Consider the following 17,554-nt stretch of genomic DNA (forward strand, 5'->3'; position numbering starts at 1 on the left):
GACGCGGGTCTACGCGACCGCCTCAGTGGGGACGGACTTGGGCGCGGCCGGGGATTCCTGGCCCTTTCGCGGCACGAGCGCCAGGGGAGCGTCGGCCGCCGCCTGTTCCATCTGCGGCAGCACGCTGGTGTACGTATCGGCCGTGAGCTGGTACGACGAGTGCCCGAGCAGGGACTGGATCGTCTTCATGTGGACGCCGGCGGCGAGGGAGAGCGTCGCGGCGCAGTGGCGGAGGTCGTGCAGGCGTACGGGCGGCAGGCCGAGCTTCTCGATGAGCCGGGCGAAGACCTGGGAGAGGTACTCCGGGTGGTACGGCCGCCCGTCCTCCCAGGTGAAGACGCGCCCCGAGTCGACGTAGGGGCCGTACTTCTTCGGCTCCTTCTGGTGCTTCTCCTCCCACTCCACCCGCTCTGCCTGCTGCCTCCGCCTCCAGAACAGCAGGAGCTCGCGGGACTGGGCGTCCAGCAGGATCGTGCGGGCGCCGCTGTCGCTCTTGGGGGTGTCCTCCCAGACGTCGTATGAGAAGGAGACGAGCTGCTCCGTGATGTGGACGACGCCGGTCTGCAGGTCGGTCTCTGCCCAGGGCAGGCCGGCCGACTCGCCCCGCCTGGGCCCGCGGAAGATCATGAGGTGGAACATCGGGTAGAGCCGGTGCTCGGCGACGCCGTCGAGGAACTCGCCTGTCTGCTCCGGTGTCCAGACCATCACGGGCCCGGGTTTCTCGCCGGTCTCGCGCCAGCGGGCGACGCGCTCGCGGGTCCAGATGAAGGGCTTGGGCGGCGTGTACTTCGGCAGCACGACGTGCTTCGTCCAGTTCTCACTGATGAGCTTCTCGGTCAGTACCGCGTAGTCCAGAGCCGAGCTGAGTTCGTTCTTCATCTTGAGCTGGGCGCCGGGGCCGGTGATGTGGCGGGGCTTCTTCCGCTCGTCGCGCAGCGCCTGCTTGGCGTCGTTCCATCGCTGGCGCAGCTCGGGTGGGCGTGGTCTCGCGGCGGCTTTCCACGCCGCGTGCGCGGCGTCGACCTCGGCTTCGGCGGCGGCTGCTGTGGCGCGGTTCGCGGCGTGTGTCTCGTTGTCGCGCCAGATCTGCTCGAACATCTCCTGGATGTGCCGGGTGCGGAGGTCCCGCATCTTCAGGTGGCCGAGGTGCGGGACGAAGACGCGGTCGATGTGGTCCTGGTAGCCCTTCCTGGTCGACCGCTTGAGGTTGACCTTCTTGTCGATCCAGCGCCGCAGGAACTGCTCGACGGTCTCGTCCGAGAGGACGTCGATGCCTCCTTGGGCCTGGTCCCAGATCGCTTGGGCTTCGTCCTCGGCCTTCTTCTTGGTGAGGAAGCCGCCCTTGCGTGCTCTTCGTCGCTTGCCGCCGGGGCCGTTGGGTAGTTCGACGTAGTAGTACCAGGTGCCGTGGTCGCGCTTGTTCAACTGTGGGCAGTCCGCGCCGATTTCCTTCGTCTTCGGCCTGCCGTCGCTGCCGAGTAGTGGTTCGCCGTCTTCGCTGGTGACGGGTGTCCTGCAGGCGCAGCGCTTGTAGACGGACCCCTTGAACACGTTGTCTCCCCTCCGGTGCTGAGCGGTGTCGGCGTCATCCCGAACGCACCCGATCATATGTGGAGACGGTTGCATGTCTCCTTGATATCATCGACGTAGATGGATGGCCTGGTCGATTTGGCGTCTGGCTGGTGTGCGCTCGGGTTTGCTCGCCCTGGATGTGCATATACCTATGTGGTGGCAGTCTGATTCCGGGTGTAACTCGTTTGGGTGGACGCGGATCTTGGCACCCTCGCTGAGGAGACTCTAGGCCCGGCCGGGACTGTCCGGGAGGCGCGGGGGCGAGACGGGAGAGTCTGAACATGGGTGGTCGTCGAGATTCAGCCACGCGCGGTGCGGCGCCTGGCGACGGTGCCGGGATGACGCGGGAGGAAGTGCTGGAGCTGCCGGTAGCGATCGACGTCCTGACCGCCGGCAGGGCGTTCGGCCTCGGCCGGAACACGACGTACGAGTTGATCAATGCCGGAGAGTTCCCGGTGAAAGTCCACCAGTACGGCAAGGGCAACCGCAGGGTCCTGACCTCCGAGCTGTGGGCGGCACTCGGGGTGGAGCCGAAATAGAGGCGGGCGCGAGGGGGGCGACTCGGCCGCCCCTCGCCGCCGCCGCGGAGTCGCCCAGCCCCCGACGCAGCCCGCCCAATTGAGTGGCTGCGACCCCGCGCCCAGGGAAGCGCTACGCGCCCTGCCAATGGCGATCGACGTGTCGACTGCGGAGGCGTTCGGGGTGGGCGGGACGCTGGCCTATCGCCTGGTGCGCGATGGCGAGTTCCCCGTGTCCGTGATCCGAGCGGGCAACAAGCTTCGGGTTCGCACGGCGGACGTGTGGGAGGCGCTGGGTGTCGGGCCGGGCTGACAGGGCCGCGGAAGCAGCGACTCACGTGAGTCGCTGCACGTCTCCGAGTCTGAGACTTGTCGCGGGCGGCGCTGGGGTGACAGCGGCGTTTCCCCGGGAAACACCTGCCCGGTCCGGAGGGGTGGAACAGCCGTGCTGAACCCAGTGCGCTGTCAGCCAGCGGGGACGGGCTGCCGACTGCCCCGCCCTCGCTGAGAGTCGACTCCTGCCGCAGGGCGCAGCCTCCGTCAGGGTTGGCGGGGAGGCCAACCCTGGGTAGGCCAATGACGAGTTGGCATACTTTGACTAGGCATACTGCGAGTCTGCAGGTCGTGGCCCGTCGCAGGGGTGATCTGCCCCCGCTGGATGTAACCGTCGGGTAGGTAGACGAGGCTGGAACAGGTCGGCTACGGTGCCGCGAACCCAGTTGGTGTGCACATTGTGTAGACCATTACATGTCGGGCTGACAGTGATGGGTTCTGGCATACCCTGGTGCAGGGGGATACCGGGGGATATGGGCTGGAGAGGTGATGAGGGCATACGGCCACGAGACGGACGGAGTGACTGCCGTCCCCGAGGAAGCCGCCTACTTGGCGGCGGCGGCTAAGCGCCTGCTGGAGGGTGCGGCGACGCTCGCGGACACCGCGCAGTGGATGACGGAGACCGCCGGGCCGACAGTGTTCGGGCGGCCGTGGTCGCCGACGACGCTACGTCGCAGACTGCGCAATCCTGGGATCGCGGGACTGCGGGAGAACGCGGATGGTGAGCTGGTGGAGGGCCCGGCCGAGCCTCTCGTCGACCGCGACACCTTCGATGCGCTGCAGGAGTTGTTCACGCGCAACGAGAGAGGTCAGGGCAGTAGGCCGGCGCATGTCCACCTGCTGTCCGGGGGGACCGCGGTGTGCGACTTGTGCGACAGCCCGCTGGTGTCCCGGTCTACAGCGAACGGCGGGCGCGGATACGTCTGCGAGACCGCGGGATGCGGCAAGGTCCGGATCGCTGCGGAGCCGCTGGACAAGTATGTCGCCGAACGCGCCATCGCGAGACTGGAGCGCGCAGGCATGATGAAGCGGCTGGCCGATCTGCGGGACGGGTTTGTCGCGGAGTCCGAGGAGGCCGCCAAGTTCCTGGACGGGCTGCGGAACCACAAGGATGAATTGGCACGGGCCTTCGGTGCGAAGGATCTGAGTCTTGGGGAGTTCAAGAAGGCGAAGGAGGCTCTGGAGGCGCGGCGCTCGCAGGCCATGGCCGCCATGCGAAGGGGCAAGTACCTCGGCGAGCTGCCGGAGTTGACTGTCGAGGCGCTGGTCGAGTGGTGGAACGAGACTGCGAGTCAGGAACAGCGGCGGGCTCTCTTGCAGTTGATCGTGGCCGAGGTGCGAGTCGGCCCGGCCACGGTGCGTGGATCACGCCGGTTCGACGAGGCTCGGTTCGACATCCTCTGGCGGTAGGGGAGTTCTGTCGCTGGCCGTCGGTCTACAGAGGGAGGAGCTGTCGGACACGGACCCCTTCGTCCGCACATATGTTTGCGCTCCGGTGGATCGGGTCGTAGTCTAAACGATCTCGCGCTCTGTGTAACGCTTAGTCACCGACCGTGCTGCGCCCGGTGCTACCTACGAGGGAGCGAGTCGGGGCGCAGGGAGCCGCCTGCGTCATAGCTTTGGGGAGAAGTGCGTGGACGGGCGTATCTCGCTGGCCGCAGTGAAGGGGTGGGTAGAGGTGGACGGGGTCGAGGGCGTCGGTGTCGGACATGAGGGCAGGGAAGAGGAGCTGGCGCTGGAATGCCTCAAGGTCCTGATGGGCGCGGACGTGGAGTTCGAGCCCTCTGATTTGGGGTCGACATGTGTTGAGGCAGAGTTTGGTTGACTTGGCAAGTCATTTCGAGGGTGCGCCCCGGTGGTCTCTGCGGACCGCCGGGGCCTCTGTGTTTGACGTTCAGACGCCCCCGAGGGTTGCGCGAAATCAAAGTAAATGACACTTGACATTCATGATCTTGTGATCATAGAATATAGTCACAACCTCACAGGAATCCATCCTGCGAGACCGAAGAGTGCGAGGAGTCAGCGACATGAGCGTCAGCGAGGCGAGCATCGAGGTCATCGCCATCCCCCTCGGTGAGATCGAGCCGAACCCGGACCAGCCCCGGAAGTTCTTCGACGAGGCCAAGCTGGAAGAACTGGCCGCCCAGTTCCGCTCGGTCGGCCAGCTCCAGCCGATCGTGGTCCGCCCGGCCGGCGACCGGTTCCAGATTGTGATGGGTGAGCGCCGCTGGCGGGCCATGCATCTGGTGGAGGGTGCCACCGCCATCGAGGCCAAGGTTGTCTCGAGCGTCGACGACGAGAACGCGTTCATCATGGGCATCTCCGAGAATGTCGGCCGTGCGGACATGACCCTCATGGAAGAGGCGCAGGCGTACGCGGACCTGGTCGGGTTCGGATACCAGGCGGAGCGCATCGCGGAGATGTTCGGCAAGACCACCGACTACGTGAAGTGGCGGATGGACCTGCTCAACCTCACCACGGACATCGCGGAGCTCGTCTCCGCGGGCAAGATCAAGGCGGACTTCGCCTGGTACCTGTCGAAGCTCACGCCGGCGAACCAGAAGGTGGCCGTCACCCGGTACATGAAGGGCGACTTCAGGACGGAGACCGACGCCTCCACCTTCGCGCAGGCCCTGCGGATGAAGGAGAACCAGGAGGGCTTCTTCTCCGAGAAGGAGCTGTCGGAGAAGGAGAAGGAGGACAAGGCCAAGGAGCGCAAGCAGGCCAAGTCCAAGGTGGACCACGTCGAGCGCGCGGGCGGGCTGCTGGAGGAGCTGGCGAAGCTGACGCCGTCGGAGCTGGCCGAGCTGTTCGAAGGCGAGGTCGGGAAGCAGCTGGACGCGGTGGAGCGGGTGCGCAAGGCGGCGGCCGAGGCGGTGAAGAAGCTGCGGAAGGCGAAGGCGATGTCCGAAGCGAAGCAGCTGACGGTCCGGCCGGAGCTGGAGGTCGAGCCCGAGGCGGAGGATCTGGCTGAAGAGGGGCCGAGCGAGGCGGAGCTGGCTGATCTGGAGGCCGCAGAGCCGACGGAAGTTGAGCTGGAGGAGGCGGCCTGATTGGCCAGGTTTCAGTGGCCGGGTGCCCCCGCGGTGGGGTGCCCGGCCGCTGGTCTTTGGGTGCCCGGCTGGCGGTGCGGGCGCGGCGCCTGGGGTGGGGCGGAGGTGGGGTGCAAGTGGGGTGCGCCGGAGTCTGGGAGGGGTCTCCGGCGGGCTCGCCTGGAGGGGGGTGTCGGAGTGTCCGCGAGCGCACCACAGATATAAACATCGCTTGACGTCCGAGCATGGCTGACGATAGAATTTAGTTGTCAAGTTTACTCCATGTCAACTCAAAAGTGGATCCCGGAAAGAGAGTCAGTCGGGGCTGGCGGGGTCAGTGACCTGGCGAGCCAGTTCTCGATGTAGAGAGAGGCGTGGCAATGCGTTCTGTGGAGTTCGAAGGGAAGAAGTGGGTCCCGGCTGACGGCGGCGACCAGTGCGACGGCCTGGAGGTGCAGCTCATTCAGCAGGCCATGCGGGCGGCGAACGCGGCGTGGGAGGAGTGCAGGGTCCAGTGGGGCAAGGTCAGGGAGGAGTGCGAGCGGAGCGGTATCCCCCGCGTGGAGGGCGAGAGCCTCGAAGAGGCCATGCGGCAGGCGGGCTTCGGCGGGACTGAGGTCGAGGGCCGGATCCTTGAGTGCCGAGCCCTGGCTCTGCGTCATCGGCGGCAGGCGAGTCGCTGGTCCTTCGTGGTGCGATGGCTCCTCGACCAGTTCTGGACCGAGGTGGAGGCCCCCGAGTCGGATCGGCTCATCCTCGGCAAGTTTCAGGTGGAGGGTCAGGGCGTCAAGTAGTGGGCATCTGGGGTGGGTTCACGGTGCCGTGAACCCACCCTATTTCGGGTGTAGAGGTCTCTCCGTGCTGGGGCGTCGGGTCCTGCGCCGGAGCGAAGAGGGGAAGGGAAAGTATGAAAGTGCTCATCGAGGCGAACGGAACGCTGGGCCCGGAGCAGGCAGCGGCGCTCTTGCACTCAGGGGTGGTGACACCAGGGTGCGGTTGGCTGACGGCGGCACTGGCCACGGTGATCCCGTGCCGGGTGTGCGGCGTGCGGCTGAGGGTTGAACCGGTGCGGGCATCGGGCGGCACCACCGTGGCCGTGGACGGCGAGGGCCGGCTCGTGTTCGGCTCCGGCAGTGCGTCCCACGATGCGCTCGGGGTGCAGCTGTGTGACGGCTGCTTCGAGTTGGCCGGGTGGGAGAACACCCACAGCGATGAGGGCCACGACCAGGAGCCGGACCCGGACTGCCCGCTGTGCGGCGGCACCGGGGCGGCGTGAAGGAGGGGCATGTTCGAACTGTTCACGCACAGGTACCAGGGCTTCGAGCCCGCGATGGGAGTCCCGGTGCGCATCACCCTGTCTGCGCCGAGATGGACCCTGCCGTATCCCCTGGAGCACCAGGTGCGGGAAGCCGCGCCCAGCCGGACGTACTTCGGGTCGCCGCGGCCCGACTTCGAGAGGGCGTACCGGGCGCAACTCGACAGCTTCGGGGTTGGCTTCTTCGGCCCTCGGTTCCAGCAAATCGCTGTCGAAGGACGGGATTTGCGGCTGGTGCTGCTGTGCTTCGAAGACCTGGCGAAACCTGGGGAGTGGTGTCACCGGCGGATGTTCGCGGCCTGGTGGCGGGAGCAGACCGGGGCGCAGGTCCGGGAACTCGGGCCGCTGAGGCCGGAGTACGAGCAAGGGACGCTGATGTGAGCGCTGAACAGGGAAGACGGAACTGGCTGAATATGCGACCGGAGGACTTCGAGAAGTCACTGGAGCCCAAGCCGGCGCCGCCCGGGCAGATGCAGCTGTTCCCGCCTGGCCCGGCGCAGCCTAAGTCACGGCGGAAGCCTCCGATTGAGCCGTCCGCGTTCGGCACGATGGATCTGCTGGACCTCGTCGACCCCGATGAGTAGGTGAATTCGCTCCGGTTCATGGGGCGTTGTGCAGGTGGCGGGCGCGACGTCGCGCCCGCCACCTGTGTTGAGACAGATATCCGTCTGACAGGTTCGATGTGTTGGCGGGGCGATCTTCCCGATCGGGCCCCGTCGCGCGCCGGTAGTGCACCTGGTAGCACGCCCCGCCTCCGGTGGGGAGGAGCTCGTTCGAGTCGGGCCCGGCGCTCGAGGATGCGTCCGCACAGTCATGTGGTGTGGAGCCGACCAGCCCCGGAACCAACCCCTTCCAGGCGTCCCCCGCGCCTCCTGGTTCCCCGACGGTCCGGCACGGCAGGACCAGCCCCCTGCCCCTCCGGACCCGCATCCCACTCCTGTTCAGCCTGAGACGAGAAGCGAGACCACTGACGGGCCGCCCAACGTGGTCGGCCCCGTGAAGGGGAGGCCCTGGTGTTCCACGGTTCGATCCCCGCCGATCTCCGCGCGGTCATCCACGAGCACACCGACACCTGGCGCGGGCAGGCCGAGGACATCTACGTCGGCTGCTCGGGAAACTTCACCATCGAACGCGTCCTGCACGACAGCGGCTTCCGGCTCCACGGATGCGACGTGCAGCTGTACTCGTCGGCGATCGGCTGGTACCTCGCAGGTCAGGAACTGCCCATCGCCATCCGGCCCGAGTCGGCAGGCGAACTCGACTGGCTGGCCCCGTATATGGACGGACGGGCAGGGACGCTGGCCGTGGTGCTGCTCGGCTCCCGGTTCTTCCAGTGGCTCGGCCGAGGCGAGCACCCGTACTACGGCCGGATGCTCGGCGCCTACCAGCAGCAGTTCCCGGAGCTGCACGCCAAGACCGTCGCGAAGATCGAGGCACTGCCGCTGCACCTGGCCTCGTATGCGCCGATGGACGTGAACGAGTGGCTTGCCGAGCATGTGCCGCCAGACGTCCCGGTGGTGGCCTTCCCGCCGTTCTTCGCCGGGGACTACGAGAACCAGTTCGCCGCCCTCGACAAGCACCTGGACTGGCCGGCCCCGCAGTATCCGGCACTGGACGACGCCGCGAAGCAGACCCTCATCGAGCGCATCACCAACCGGCCCCGCTGGGTCCTCGGCCTGCACTTCGACGTTGAGGAGCTCACCGATCACCTGCGCGGCCAGGTGCAGACCGCCAACCGCGGGGTGCCGATCAACGTATACTCCTCGGTGCCGCGCTCCCGGATCGTACGGCCCAACCAGCGCCTGGAGCCGGTGCGCGCACCGCGGCTCGTACCGGGACAGCGTCTCGGCGGGACGCTGTCGCTCGCGCCCCTGTCGATGGGGCAGTTCGCGACGCTGCGCTCGCAGTACATGAACCACAACATCCGGCCGGGCACGCCGACGATGGCGCTCGCGGTCCTGGTCGACGGCGTGGTGGTGGGCGCGTTCGCGTTCTCCACGCCGAAGTACGACCCGCACAACGTGTACCTGCTGTCCGACTTCCCTGTCGCCCCGACCTCGTACGGGCGGCTGGCGAAGCTCGTGCTGTACGCGGCGCTGTCGACCGAGGCGCAGTTCCTCGCGCAGCGCGCCATGAACACCCGCCTCACGCGGTTGAACACCACGGCGTTCACGCAGCGGCCGGTGTCGATGAAGTACCGCGGGCTGCTGCGCCTGAACTCCCGTAAGGACTCCGCCGATCCGGCGTACCGCTACCAGCTCGACTACGGCTCCGAGCTGGGCCGCTGGTCGCTGGTCGAAGGGCTCGCGCAGTGGAGGAGCAAGCACGGACAGGCCCAGGGACTCAAGGAGCCGACGAAGGAGGAGGAGACGGCGAAGTGACCCCCGCCCCGATCAAGCCCCGCATGGTCGAGGGCGACCCGCGCGAGCTGACGCTGCTGGACGTCAACGCGCGCTTCATGCGGCACGAGCAGTTCCAGCGCCTGGTCGCCAATATCCGGGACGACGGGGCGCTGACCTCGACGCCGCTGGTGTGGAACGACGCGGAGACCGGCCGGCGGATCGTGCTGTCGGGCAACCACCGCACCAAGGCCGCCGTCGAGGCCGGCCTGGAGCGCATCTGGTGGATAGAGATCGCCGAGCCGCTTCCCCGGCAGCGGCAGATCGCGCTCCAGCTCGCCCACAACGCGATCACCGGCGAGGACGACCCGGCCACCCTGAAGGCCCTATACGAGGAGCTGGAGGACGTCTCCATGCGCCTGTACTCCGGTCTGGACGACAAGACCCTCGAACTCCTCGACGAGGTCACGGTGCCGAGTCTCGCGGAGGCGAACCTGGACTTCGCGACCGTGCAGATCGTCTTCCTGCCGGACGAGAAGGAGGCAGCGGAGAAGGCCCTGGAGGCGGCCCGGAAGACGGCGTCCGCCGACGCCCGCTGGCTGGCCCACATCGAGCAGTACGAGGGCGTTCTGGACACGCTCGACACGACGAAGGGCGCGCACAACATCGGCAACGTCGCCGCCGCGTTCGCGATCATCCTCGCGATCGTGGAGCGGCACCTCGATGAGCTCGCCGAGGGCTGGTACGACCCGGACGAGCAGGCCGCCACCCGCAAGGGCTCCGCCCCGATCGAGACGGTGCTCGCGACCCGCACCATGCCGGCCGACGCCGCGGCCGTCGTCCAGCGGGCCATCGACCGCATGGAGCGGGACGGCGACATCGAGACGGGGCAGCGGTGGCGGGCCCTGGAGCTGTGGGCCGCCGACTACCTGGCAGGTGCGGCGTGACCCAGCCCGACGTGCGGGCCGGCCAGGTGTGGGCCGACAACGACAAGCGCAGCAAGGGCCGCCCCGTACGCGTAGACGAGGTCGACGTCCGCTACGCGTACTGCGCGGTCCTCACTTCCGCTACACCCGGCGGCCGGACTGGGCAGCGGACCCGAATCGCGCTGGAGCGGATGCGGCCGACGAGCACCGGTTACCGGCTGCTGGACGGTGCCCCGTGAACGGGGAGCTGTACCGCAAGCTGCTCGCCGAACGGTACGGGCCACTCGACCGGCTGGAGGCCGAACGCTTCCCGGTGGCCGTCAACCGGGCGGAGCCAGTGACCGGTGCGAGCGAGGAGCAGTGGCGACGCAAGGTCCGTGAAATCGCCGCTCGGTACGGCTGGCGGCTGCAGTACCACACAGCGGACTCCCGCCGCTCCGACCCGGGCTGGCCGGACGAGGTCTTCGGGCATCTCAGCCAGCGCCGCACGCTGTTCGTCGAGTTCAAGACCGACACCGGGCGGCTCCGCCCGGCCCAGCGCGAGTGGCTCGCCCACCTGGCCGACAGCGGCTTCGAGGTCGCCGTCTGGCGGCCTCGCGACCTGCATACCGTGCTCCGCGTGCTCGGTCCCGAGCGGCAGCGCGCCACCCTCCCGCCGAACTTCCGGAGGCCCGCCCCATGAGCAGCTCACCCGCCGACGAGCTGAACCGGCTCCACACCGAGATCGACCACCTGACCACGGTCCACCGCACCGCCGCCGGCCTGGCCCGTGCGCTGACCGAGCACCTCGCGAACGAGCCATTCCGCCTCGCCGACCAGCTCGCCCGCCTCCTCGACGGCGACCTCGAGCCCGACGACGTGACTGAAGGGACCGCACAGTGAACCTGGCCAAGGACTCCTCATCGTGGGAGCGCACGGTCTCCGTCACCCCCCTGCCCGACTCCGTACGCCGCAAGGCCGCCCTCCAGGTCGCCGCCCGAGCATCCGACCGTGGCGAATGCCGTGACCTCCTGGAACACCTGGGGCTCCGTGATCCGGCGCTACGCACAATGACGGGATGACCGACATCGTGGAAGCGCAGTGGCAGGAACTCCTGGCGCCGCAGGACAAGCCGCACTGGCTCCAAGAGAGCCTCACCGAGCTTGTACGGGCAGCGTACGAGCAGCCACGGCTCCGAGCGCTCTACCCGTGGACGGGCATGTGGGAGCTGCACTTCAGCCGGTGCACCGAACCACGGTTCACCTGGGACATCCCGTACGCCGGTCCGTCGCGCGACGGCGGTTACCGAGTCGACGGACCCTCGCGCAGTCAGCACGTCGGCGAGGCCGCGACCGCACGTGAGGCGATCGCCATGGTGCTCGGGCTCCTTCCACCCGGCTGCGGCTCAGCCTTCATCGGCACCGCAGAGGAACTCGCCGCGTACGAGAGGACGCAAGACACCAGGTAGGAGCACGACGATCGAATGGCGAACAGCGCCGAGGCATGGGAGCGACAGTCGGGCGAATCGTCCGCCGCGTGGGAGGCGTTTGCCTGCTACCGCGATCTCGGCCTGTCCCGCAGCATCGGCAAGGTCGCGGAGCGACTGGCGAAGTCCCGCACCCTGATCGAACGCTGGTCGACGGCCCACCGCTGGGTGCTGCGCTCCGAGGCGTGGGACCGGGAGCAGGACCGGCTCTGGCGAGCCGAGCGGCACCAGGCCGCCCGCGAGGTCGCACGTCGGCACGCCCGCCTCGCGTCCGCCGCCCAGTCGAAGATCGTCGCTCAGCTCCAGCAGCTCGACCCCTCGCGCCTCAGCCCCTCGGACGTGATCCGCTGGCTGGAGGTCACGATCCGCATCGAGCGCCAGGCGTACGGCATGGACCTCGCCGATGCCTCCGCCCCCTCCACGGGCCCGGACACGGCGGACGTCACCGGCCTGACGGACGAGGAACGCCGCGCCCGCATGGAGCAGATGCGCCGCGAACTGGAGGCCCGCATCGGCACCTTGGGCGGTGAGCCGTCGTGACCCCGGACCCGATGGGCGCGCTGCCAGACCCGGCCGGCATGTCCGACGCCGAGCTGCACGCCGAAATCACCGCCCTGGTCGAGGCCGACGCCACCTCGGCGCGCCGCTGGGCCTGCGACCGCCTGGGCTGCGACGGCTTGCCCCACGAAGGCTGGCTGCACCACCACGCCCGCGCCACGCAGCGTCTACCCGAAGGCGACTGGGCGGCTTGGATGATGCTGACGGGACGAGGCTGGGGCAAGACGAAGTCCGCCGCTGAAGCCGTACGCGACTGGGCCGCCACCCGCGGCACGATGATCGCGGTCGTTGCGACGAACGCCACGCTCGTCAAGGAGATCTGCTTCGAGTCCCCCAAGTCCGGCCTCCTGGCCGTCATCCCACCCGAGGACATCCGCCGCTACAGCCCCGGCAACGGCCTGACCATCCTCCGCCTGAAGAACGGCTCCGCGATCTACGGCTTCGGCGCCGAGACCCCCGACAACCTCCGCGGCTTCGCCTTCGACAAGGGCTGGCTCGACGAGTACGCCGCCTGGAACCGCCACACCGCCCAGTCGGTGTACGACATGCTGTGGTTCTGCCTGCGCGAGGCTCCGTCCCCGCAGGTCGTCATCTCCACCACCCCCAAGCCGCTCCCCCACGTCAAGCGCCTCGTCGAGCGCGGCCGCCCGCCCCGGCTCCACCGTCGTCGTGACCACCGGCCGCACCGAGGACAACCGCGCCAACCTCTCTTCAGCCGCGCTCGCTGAGCTCGATTCCGAGTACGGCGGCACTCGCCTGGGCCGCCAGGAACTCGACGGCGTCCTCCTCGAAGACGTCGAAGGCGCCCTGTGGAAGCAGTGGATGTTCGAGGTGGAAGGCTTCCGCATCGCCCGCACGGCGGTCCCACCGCTCGACCGCCTGGTCGTCGCCGTCGACCCTGCCGTCACCACCACCGACTCCGCCGACCTGACCGCCTTCACCGTGGCCGGCCGCTCCTACCCGCTGGAGCAGATGTACGGCGACCGCCGCCCCCGCGGCTACGTCCTCCACGCCGAACAGGACCGACACACCCCGACAGCCGCGATGCGACGCGCCGCCGCGCTATACCACGAGCACCAGGCCGACTGCGTGGTCATCGAGGCCAACAACGGCGGCGACTACCTCCCCGCCCTCCTCGCCGAGGTCGACCCGACCGTCCCGTGCCGCGTCGTCCACGCCACCCGCGGCAAACGCGCCCGCGCCGCCCCCGTGGCGATGCTCTACGAGCAGTCCCGCATCACCCACGCCGGCCCGTCCCGCACCTTCGCCGTGCTGGAGGAACAGATGACGACGTACGTCGGCGCCTCAGCGGCCGAGGAGAAGTCCCCGGACCCCTTGGACTCCTGCGTCTGGGCACTGACACATCTCTTCCTCGACGCGTCGGCTGTCGGCGCCCCCTCACGTCCTTCGGACAGCCGCCTCTCCGGCCGCCGCTGATGGGCCCGGTCGCGCTGACATCAGGTGCGACGGGCGATAGCGCCGCCTTGAAGGCACTACGTCATACAGTCGTTTTTCACGCAGAATGAAGCCCCGCTCGACCTCATGCGTAGATCCCGGCCTCCAGATTTCCGAAGATCTCATTCCACTCGTTGTGGGGGTTCTCGAACGGGAGCGGATCGATGTTCTGAATGCTCACCCTGACCGCGCTCACGTACTCGTTCAGAAGCACTTCAGCGTCTTCTTCATCACTGAGCTCGGAGCATTTTCCCTCGGCAACTGCGGCGGAAATGATGGTCTTGACGAACGATGACAGGTCTGCGTGAAGCATCGATGGCCTCATCGACCCTTCGGCGAACTGGTACACGACGCCGTCAACGGGATCAATCGCCACCATGCTGATGGGGAAATAGCCGAGCTTCACCCACCGGCTGACGTCAGGGCTTACCTGCCAGCCGAGTTGCAGCAGTTGCTCATAGGAACAAAGGTGCTCGGCATCGAAGTCCGGACCGATCTTGAAAAGCAGTTCCAGATCCGGAACCGCAGGCACTCCCACGTTGACGAGGAAGTCGACAACTTCGTCACGAAACCCGTACCTTTGCGCCGCTTCGGCTGTGATTCGGTACACGTGAGCATCTCCCACGGCCTGAACCAAGTCGTCGTGACTCAGCCTGAACAACATCACCGAGCGTCTCCCTCTGTCATCATGCCTCTGTTGAGTCCATGCTTCTTATGCCATTCTTCCAGATTTCGGCGGTACTCCCGATGTTCAGCGTCTATCTTATACTTCGATATCGGGTTGCCGTTCTCGTCCTTGGCGTTCTGGTCGTAGGAGACGGAGTGGGTGACTTCCAGGTCCTTGTCGAAGTATTTCGCAACCCATTGGTCGCACCATGAGGGTGGGTTCTGGCACGGCTCGCGCTCGGTATAGAGGGCCTGGATATTGTCCTCTCTGCCGTGCCTGAGCACGGGATATCCGATGGTGCGTTCCGAGTGAACGCCCTTACTGTGGCCGACGAGGATGACTTCCTCGCCATCGTCGCCAATGTATCTGGCGGCGGCGTAGTTGCCGCCCTTGTAGTCCCCTTTTGAGTAACGGGCGAGCTGGGTGGCGTAGGCGAGGTCACTGGTTTCGCCCTTCCCCAGCCTCCTCGACTTGACGCGGTCTGCGGACGGGCCACCATCCGAGATCGGGTAAGGATTGGCCTCGGGGCTGCGCGGGCGCCATGCAGTGCCGTTGCTCTCGAGTATTTCTCTGAGGCCGGACTCGTTTCCGCTCACTCGGGTCGGAGTGCTGCCGTCCGTGTGTAGCTGTACGACGCTTCCGTCAGTGTTGAGGAGGTACATGGGCACGTCGCCCTCGTCGTCGACCTTGCAGCGGTCGAAATCCCGCTTGCGTGCCTCGTCGTTCTCCTTGTGGTCCTTTCGGCTCTTCTTGAGCTTCCCGCCGTGGTCTTCGAGCGTGTCGGAGAAGGCGTCAGTCTTCTTCTCGACCGCGTCTTCGGCCTTGTCCATCACGACGGCGAGCTTGTGGAAGCGACCGTCCTTCTTCATGGAGCCGCGGCGTTTGCCCCCATCTCCCTTGAAGGAACCTTTCTTCTTGTCGAAGTTGTCGCGGGTCTCCTGGTATCCGCCGTGCGCCCGGTCGAACTCGTCGAATTCGATCAGGAGGTCTGACGCCAGGTCGGCGCCGCCCCTGGCGTAGCCGTTCAGATCTTCGTCGTCCGCCGAGGTGAGGCGGTCTGTGAAGACGTCCTCGATCTTGGCGAGGATCCTGTTCTCGATCTTCTCTGTGACGATGTCGCCGATCTGGTCGATGGCGTAGTCGATGGCTTCCTGGACGGCGATGCGGCAGGCGGTTACGGCAGCGGCGGACAACAGGGCACTGAGCCCGGCCGTGAAGAACATGCCGACGATGCCCGCCGTGGCGGTCGCGGCGGTGGCGGTGAGTTCGGCGACGCAGACGGCCTTGCAGCCTTCGATGAGCACAGCGCAGTCGTCGAGCGCGTCGCCTAGGTCGTCTAGTCCCTTGGCGAACTGGGTGATGTCCTTGGTGGTGAGCTTGCCCCAGCGACGGTCGATGGCGTCGACGGTCTTGCCTTTGCTCTTGCCGGCAACGATGTGGGAGCACGCGCGGTTTCCGTCGGCGATCGCGTCACGCAGACCCTCGGCCAGTTTCCGGTAGTCCTTGGCGCTGTCCCGGACGTCGTCCTCGTCGATCTGTGGCCACTGGATGCCGATGAGGTCCATGACCTCCACAAGCTCGTCGGGTAGCTGCTTCCCCACGATGGCACCATCCCCCTGTGGTCAACTCGCCCTCACTCTTACCTTCGAATGAGTGACAGTCAACCAGAGGTGGAAGCCCAGGAGCTGCATCAGCTTCGGGCCCAAGTCACCTGGGCAGCAGGCAGATCAGCGACTCGTGAGTACCGATGAGCACCTCGTCCCGGGACGTCACGGTGACAGCGTTGACGGGTGGACCAGGCCGGAACAACCGGACCTCCTCCACATCCAGGCGGCGGTGTTCCACCAAGCCGTCCCCCCATCCCATGACGAGTACCAGGCCCGTCTCCGTATAGGCAGCATCCACCGAGACGACGGGGCAGGATCGCGTAGCGACCGGAACCGCCAGTGGTGCGACCGCTGGGGCCCACGCGCGGACGGTGCCGTCGGCGCCACCGCTGTACACGATTGCCTCTGATGCACCGTCACTGCCACGGGATGGGGCGGCTATCGCCAGCGCGTTGACCGGCCCCTGGTGAAGTCGCGCTGTGCGCGTGGCGGAATCCGAACCTGGTGTGAGCAGGTGCAGGGACCCGTCCGCATCACCGACGGCGGTCGTCTCCCCTGTGGACGCCAGAGATGTTCCCCGCGTACTCGACAGCAGGGCGGCGAGCGACTGGACAAGTCGCTTCGTGGGCGTGAGCTCTTCGAGCAGGGCTTGGAGCCCCGAGCCACGCCCTTCGCGTACTGCGGGCATCTGCTGTGTGCACAGACGTCCGCGACTGTCCAGGGCCAAGAGCGTGCCGTCTGCCAGCGGTGCGAGGGATACGACTTGAGGGACTGGATCAGCAAGACGTCCTGTGGGCGCGCCACTGCCAGCGTCCACGGCGCGCAGAACGCCAGCATGGTCTGCCAGTATCAGCTGCCCGTTCAGCTGCCCGACGGCCTTGGCTGAAGACAGGACCGGGCCCGGCCACGGCGGTAGGACGTCCTCCCGAACGCGGCTCCATCCCACCATCCATGGCGTAGAACTCGCCATGTCCGTCAGAGCCGGGGCGAAGCGCGGATCAGCACCGTCACCCAGCGCGGTCAGCAGGACCAGGGCTCGTTCAGCCGGTTCCTGGTCCCGGCACAGTGACTGCCCCGCACGCAGCCATGCTGTGCGCAGGCCGCCGTGCTCGTCCGTATCGACCGCGTAGGCGGTGGTGACCTCCCATGGATCGGCGGCGCAGACCGCCACAGGGTCATCAAGGTCCGGCCCCTTCCCCGGGCGAGGCGTCACCACCTGCTCGGAGGCGTTCCGGCCAGCGGCGCGGCGCTGCGCGAGCCAGGCTTCGTAGCGGGCCGCGTCCGTCCATCGGGCCTCATCGACATTCAACACGGCTGCATGCCCTTCACTCGGCAAACGATCCGCGAGGGCCCCGGTACGGGCCTCGGTGACCAGCCGGACATGCTCCAGACGCAGCAACGCCAAGACCAGAGCAGCGTGCTCTTCGGGATCGGCGCTCGCATGCAGATCCGCCAGCACGATCACCGTACGGCGCTGATCCACCTGCAGAGCCTCCACCAGCTCGCCCCGCGTTCGCGCGCTCACCCCCAGCTGATCCGCGAGTGTCCATACCGTGGTGTGGACACTCTGCCCGCCCAGCGGGACGAAAGCATGCACTGCCCGCTCTGCCACTGCACCCTGTTGAGTGCCGTGCCCCACCAACCAGGCCAGAAGAAGCGACTTGCCGCGCCCCGCTGCGCCGGTCACAAGACACAGCCGAGGTGCGGCGGGATCCGCCAGCCATCCGAGGAGTGCAGCAGCCGCCGGTTCCTTGCCTGCCGCCGGTC

Annotated in this window: 23 protein-coding genes and 1 tRNA gene; 20 read left to right on the plus strand and 4 right to left on the minus strand. The window is 67.4% G+C overall.

Annotated features, from left to right (window positions below):
* Positions 1-9: 9 nt before the first annotated feature.
* Positions 10-1,551, minus strand: a complete 1,542-nt coding sequence (locus QCN29_RS11160) for a site-specific integrase (protein WP_279927682.1) — start codon at positions 1,549-1,551, stop codon at positions 10-12.
* 359 nt (positions 1,552-1,910) lie between these two features.
* Between QCN29_RS11160 and QCN29_RS11165 the strand changes: the two genes are divergently transcribed.
* The 20 genes from QCN29_RS11165 (at position 1,911) to QCN29_RS11260 (ending at position 13,495) form a co-directional block, all read left to right on the plus strand.
* Complete coding sequence (locus tag QCN29_RS11165; protein ID WP_149183275.1) at positions 1,911-2,111, plus strand: DNA-binding protein; 201 nt, start codon at positions 1,911-1,913, stop codon at positions 2,109-2,111.
* Between the two features lie 127 nt (positions 2,112-2,238).
* Entirely contained in the window at positions 2,239-2,403 is a 165-nt protein-coding gene (locus tag QCN29_RS11170) for a DNA-binding protein (protein WP_279927683.1), read from the plus strand.
* 509 nt (positions 2,404-2,912) lie between these two features.
* Positions 2,913-3,833 (plus strand): recombinase family protein, encoded by a 921-nt coding sequence (locus QCN29_RS11175; RefSeq protein WP_279927684.1) that lies wholly within the window; start codon positions 2,913-2,915, stop codon positions 3,831-3,833.
* A gap of 223 nt (positions 3,834-4,056) precedes the next feature.
* Positions 4,057-4,248: a hypothetical protein gene (locus tag QCN29_RS11180; protein ID WP_279927685.1), complete on the plus strand. Its 192-nt coding sequence runs from the start codon at positions 4,057-4,059 to the stop codon at positions 4,246-4,248.
* 202 nt (positions 4,249-4,450) lie between these two features.
* Positions 4,451-5,476, plus strand: coding sequence for a ParB/RepB/Spo0J family partition protein (locus QCN29_RS11185; protein WP_279927686.1), 1,026 nt, complete (start codon positions 4,451-4,453; stop codon positions 5,474-5,476).
* Positions 5,477-5,835: 359 nt separating this feature from the next.
* The gene (locus QCN29_RS11190) at positions 5,836-6,249 is read left to right on the plus strand and encodes a hypothetical protein (protein ID WP_279927687.1); all 414 of its coding nucleotides are present in this window, start codon (positions 5,836-5,838) and stop codon (positions 6,247-6,249) included.
* 113 nt (positions 6,250-6,362) lie between these two features.
* Positions 6,363-6,731 carry a hypothetical protein gene (locus tag QCN29_RS11195; RefSeq protein WP_279927689.1) on the plus strand — a complete coding sequence of 123 codons (369 nt, stop codon included), beginning with the start codon at positions 6,363-6,365 and terminating at the stop codon, positions 6,729-6,731.
* Positions 6,732-6,740: 9 nt separating this feature from the next.
* Entirely contained in the window at positions 6,741-7,151 is a 411-nt protein-coding gene (locus QCN29_RS11200) for a hypothetical protein (protein WP_279927690.1), read from the plus strand.
* Entirely contained in the window at positions 7,148-7,354 is a 207-nt protein-coding gene (locus tag QCN29_RS11205) for a hypothetical protein (protein WP_279927691.1), read from the plus strand. Before QCN29_RS11200 ends, QCN29_RS11205 begins: the two co-directional genes overlap by 4 nt.
* Positions 7,355-7,490: 136 nt before the next feature.
* A tRNA-Arg gene (locus tag QCN29_RS11210) sits at positions 7,491-7,562 on the plus strand.
* Positions 7,563-7,783: 221 nt separating this feature from the next.
* A complete protein-coding gene (locus QCN29_RS11215; RefSeq protein WP_279927692.1) occupies positions 7,784-9,151 on the plus strand; it encodes a putative antirestriction adenine methyltransferase in 1,368 nt (455 codons plus the stop codon).
* Positions 9,148-10,056 carry a ParB/Srx family N-terminal domain-containing protein gene (locus tag QCN29_RS11220; RefSeq protein ID WP_279927694.1) on the plus strand — a complete coding sequence of 303 codons (909 nt, stop codon included), beginning with the start codon at positions 9,148-9,150 and terminating at the stop codon, positions 10,054-10,056. The genes QCN29_RS11215 and QCN29_RS11220 overlap by 4 nt, the downstream gene beginning before the upstream one ends.
* Positions 10,053-10,274, plus strand: a complete 222-nt coding sequence (locus tag QCN29_RS11225; protein WP_279927696.1) for a hypothetical protein — start codon at positions 10,053-10,055, stop codon at positions 10,272-10,274. Before QCN29_RS11220 ends, QCN29_RS11225 begins: the two co-directional genes overlap by 4 nt.
* Positions 10,271-10,717, plus strand: a complete 447-nt coding sequence (locus QCN29_RS11230; protein WP_279927697.1) for a VRR-NUC domain-containing protein — start codon at positions 10,271-10,273, stop codon at positions 10,715-10,717. Before QCN29_RS11225 ends, QCN29_RS11230 begins: the two co-directional genes overlap by 4 nt.
* Positions 10,714-10,917: a hypothetical protein gene (locus QCN29_RS11235; RefSeq protein WP_279927698.1), complete on the plus strand. Its 204-nt coding sequence runs from the start codon at positions 10,714-10,716 to the stop codon at positions 10,915-10,917. The genes QCN29_RS11230 and QCN29_RS11235 overlap by 4 nt, the downstream gene beginning before the upstream one ends.
* Positions 10,914-11,096, plus strand: coding sequence for a hypothetical protein (locus QCN29_RS11240; RefSeq protein ID WP_279927699.1), 183 nt, complete (start codon positions 10,914-10,916; stop codon positions 11,094-11,096). The genes QCN29_RS11235 and QCN29_RS11240 overlap by 4 nt, the downstream gene beginning before the upstream one ends.
* Complete coding sequence (locus QCN29_RS11245) at positions 11,093-11,482, plus strand: DUF6193 family natural product biosynthesis protein (RefSeq protein WP_279927700.1); 390 nt, start codon at positions 11,093-11,095, stop codon at positions 11,480-11,482. Before QCN29_RS11240 ends, QCN29_RS11245 begins: the two co-directional genes overlap by 4 nt.
* A 15-nt stretch (positions 11,483-11,497) precedes the next feature.
* The gene (locus tag QCN29_RS11250) at positions 11,498-12,040 is read left to right on the plus strand and encodes a hypothetical protein (protein WP_279927701.1); all 543 of its coding nucleotides are present in this window, start codon (positions 11,498-11,500) and stop codon (positions 12,038-12,040) included.
* Positions 12,037-12,786, plus strand: a complete 750-nt coding sequence (locus tag QCN29_RS11255) for a terminase large subunit domain-containing protein (protein WP_279927703.1) — start codon at positions 12,037-12,039, stop codon at positions 12,784-12,786. Before QCN29_RS11250 ends, QCN29_RS11255 begins: the two co-directional genes overlap by 4 nt.
* Entirely contained in the window at positions 12,728-13,495 is a 768-nt protein-coding gene (locus QCN29_RS11260) for a phage terminase large subunit family protein (protein ID WP_279927704.1), read from the plus strand. The genes QCN29_RS11255 and QCN29_RS11260 overlap by 59 nt, the downstream gene beginning before the upstream one ends.
* 103 nt (positions 13,496-13,598) lie before the next feature.
* On the opposite strand, the gene QCN29_RS11265 is transcribed toward QCN29_RS11260, so the two are convergent.
* From QCN29_RS11265 to QCN29_RS11275, 3 genes are all read right to left on the minus strand, one after another.
* Positions 13,599-14,177, minus strand: coding sequence for an SUKH-4 family immunity protein (locus QCN29_RS11265; protein ID WP_279927810.1), 579 nt, complete (start codon positions 14,175-14,177; stop codon positions 13,599-13,601).
* Complete coding sequence (locus QCN29_RS11270; RefSeq protein WP_279927705.1) at positions 14,177-15,781, minus strand: nucleic acid/nucleotide deaminase domain-containing protein; 1,605 nt, start codon at positions 15,779-15,781, stop codon at positions 14,177-14,179. The genes QCN29_RS11265 and QCN29_RS11270 overlap by 1 nt, the downstream gene beginning before the upstream one ends.
* A 106-nt stretch (positions 15,782-15,887) precedes the next feature.
* Positions 15,888-17,474, minus strand: a complete 1,587-nt coding sequence (locus tag QCN29_RS11275) for a WD40 repeat domain-containing protein (RefSeq protein ID WP_279927706.1) — start codon at positions 17,472-17,474, stop codon at positions 15,888-15,890.
* Positions 17,475-17,554: the final 80 nt, after the last annotated feature.

Origin of the sequence: Streptomyces chengmaiensis (assembly GCF_029846775.1) — a bacterium.
In the GTDB taxonomy this organism is placed as follows: Bacteria; Actinomycetota; Actinomycetes; order Streptomycetales; family Streptomycetaceae; genus Streptomyces; species Streptomyces chengmaiensis.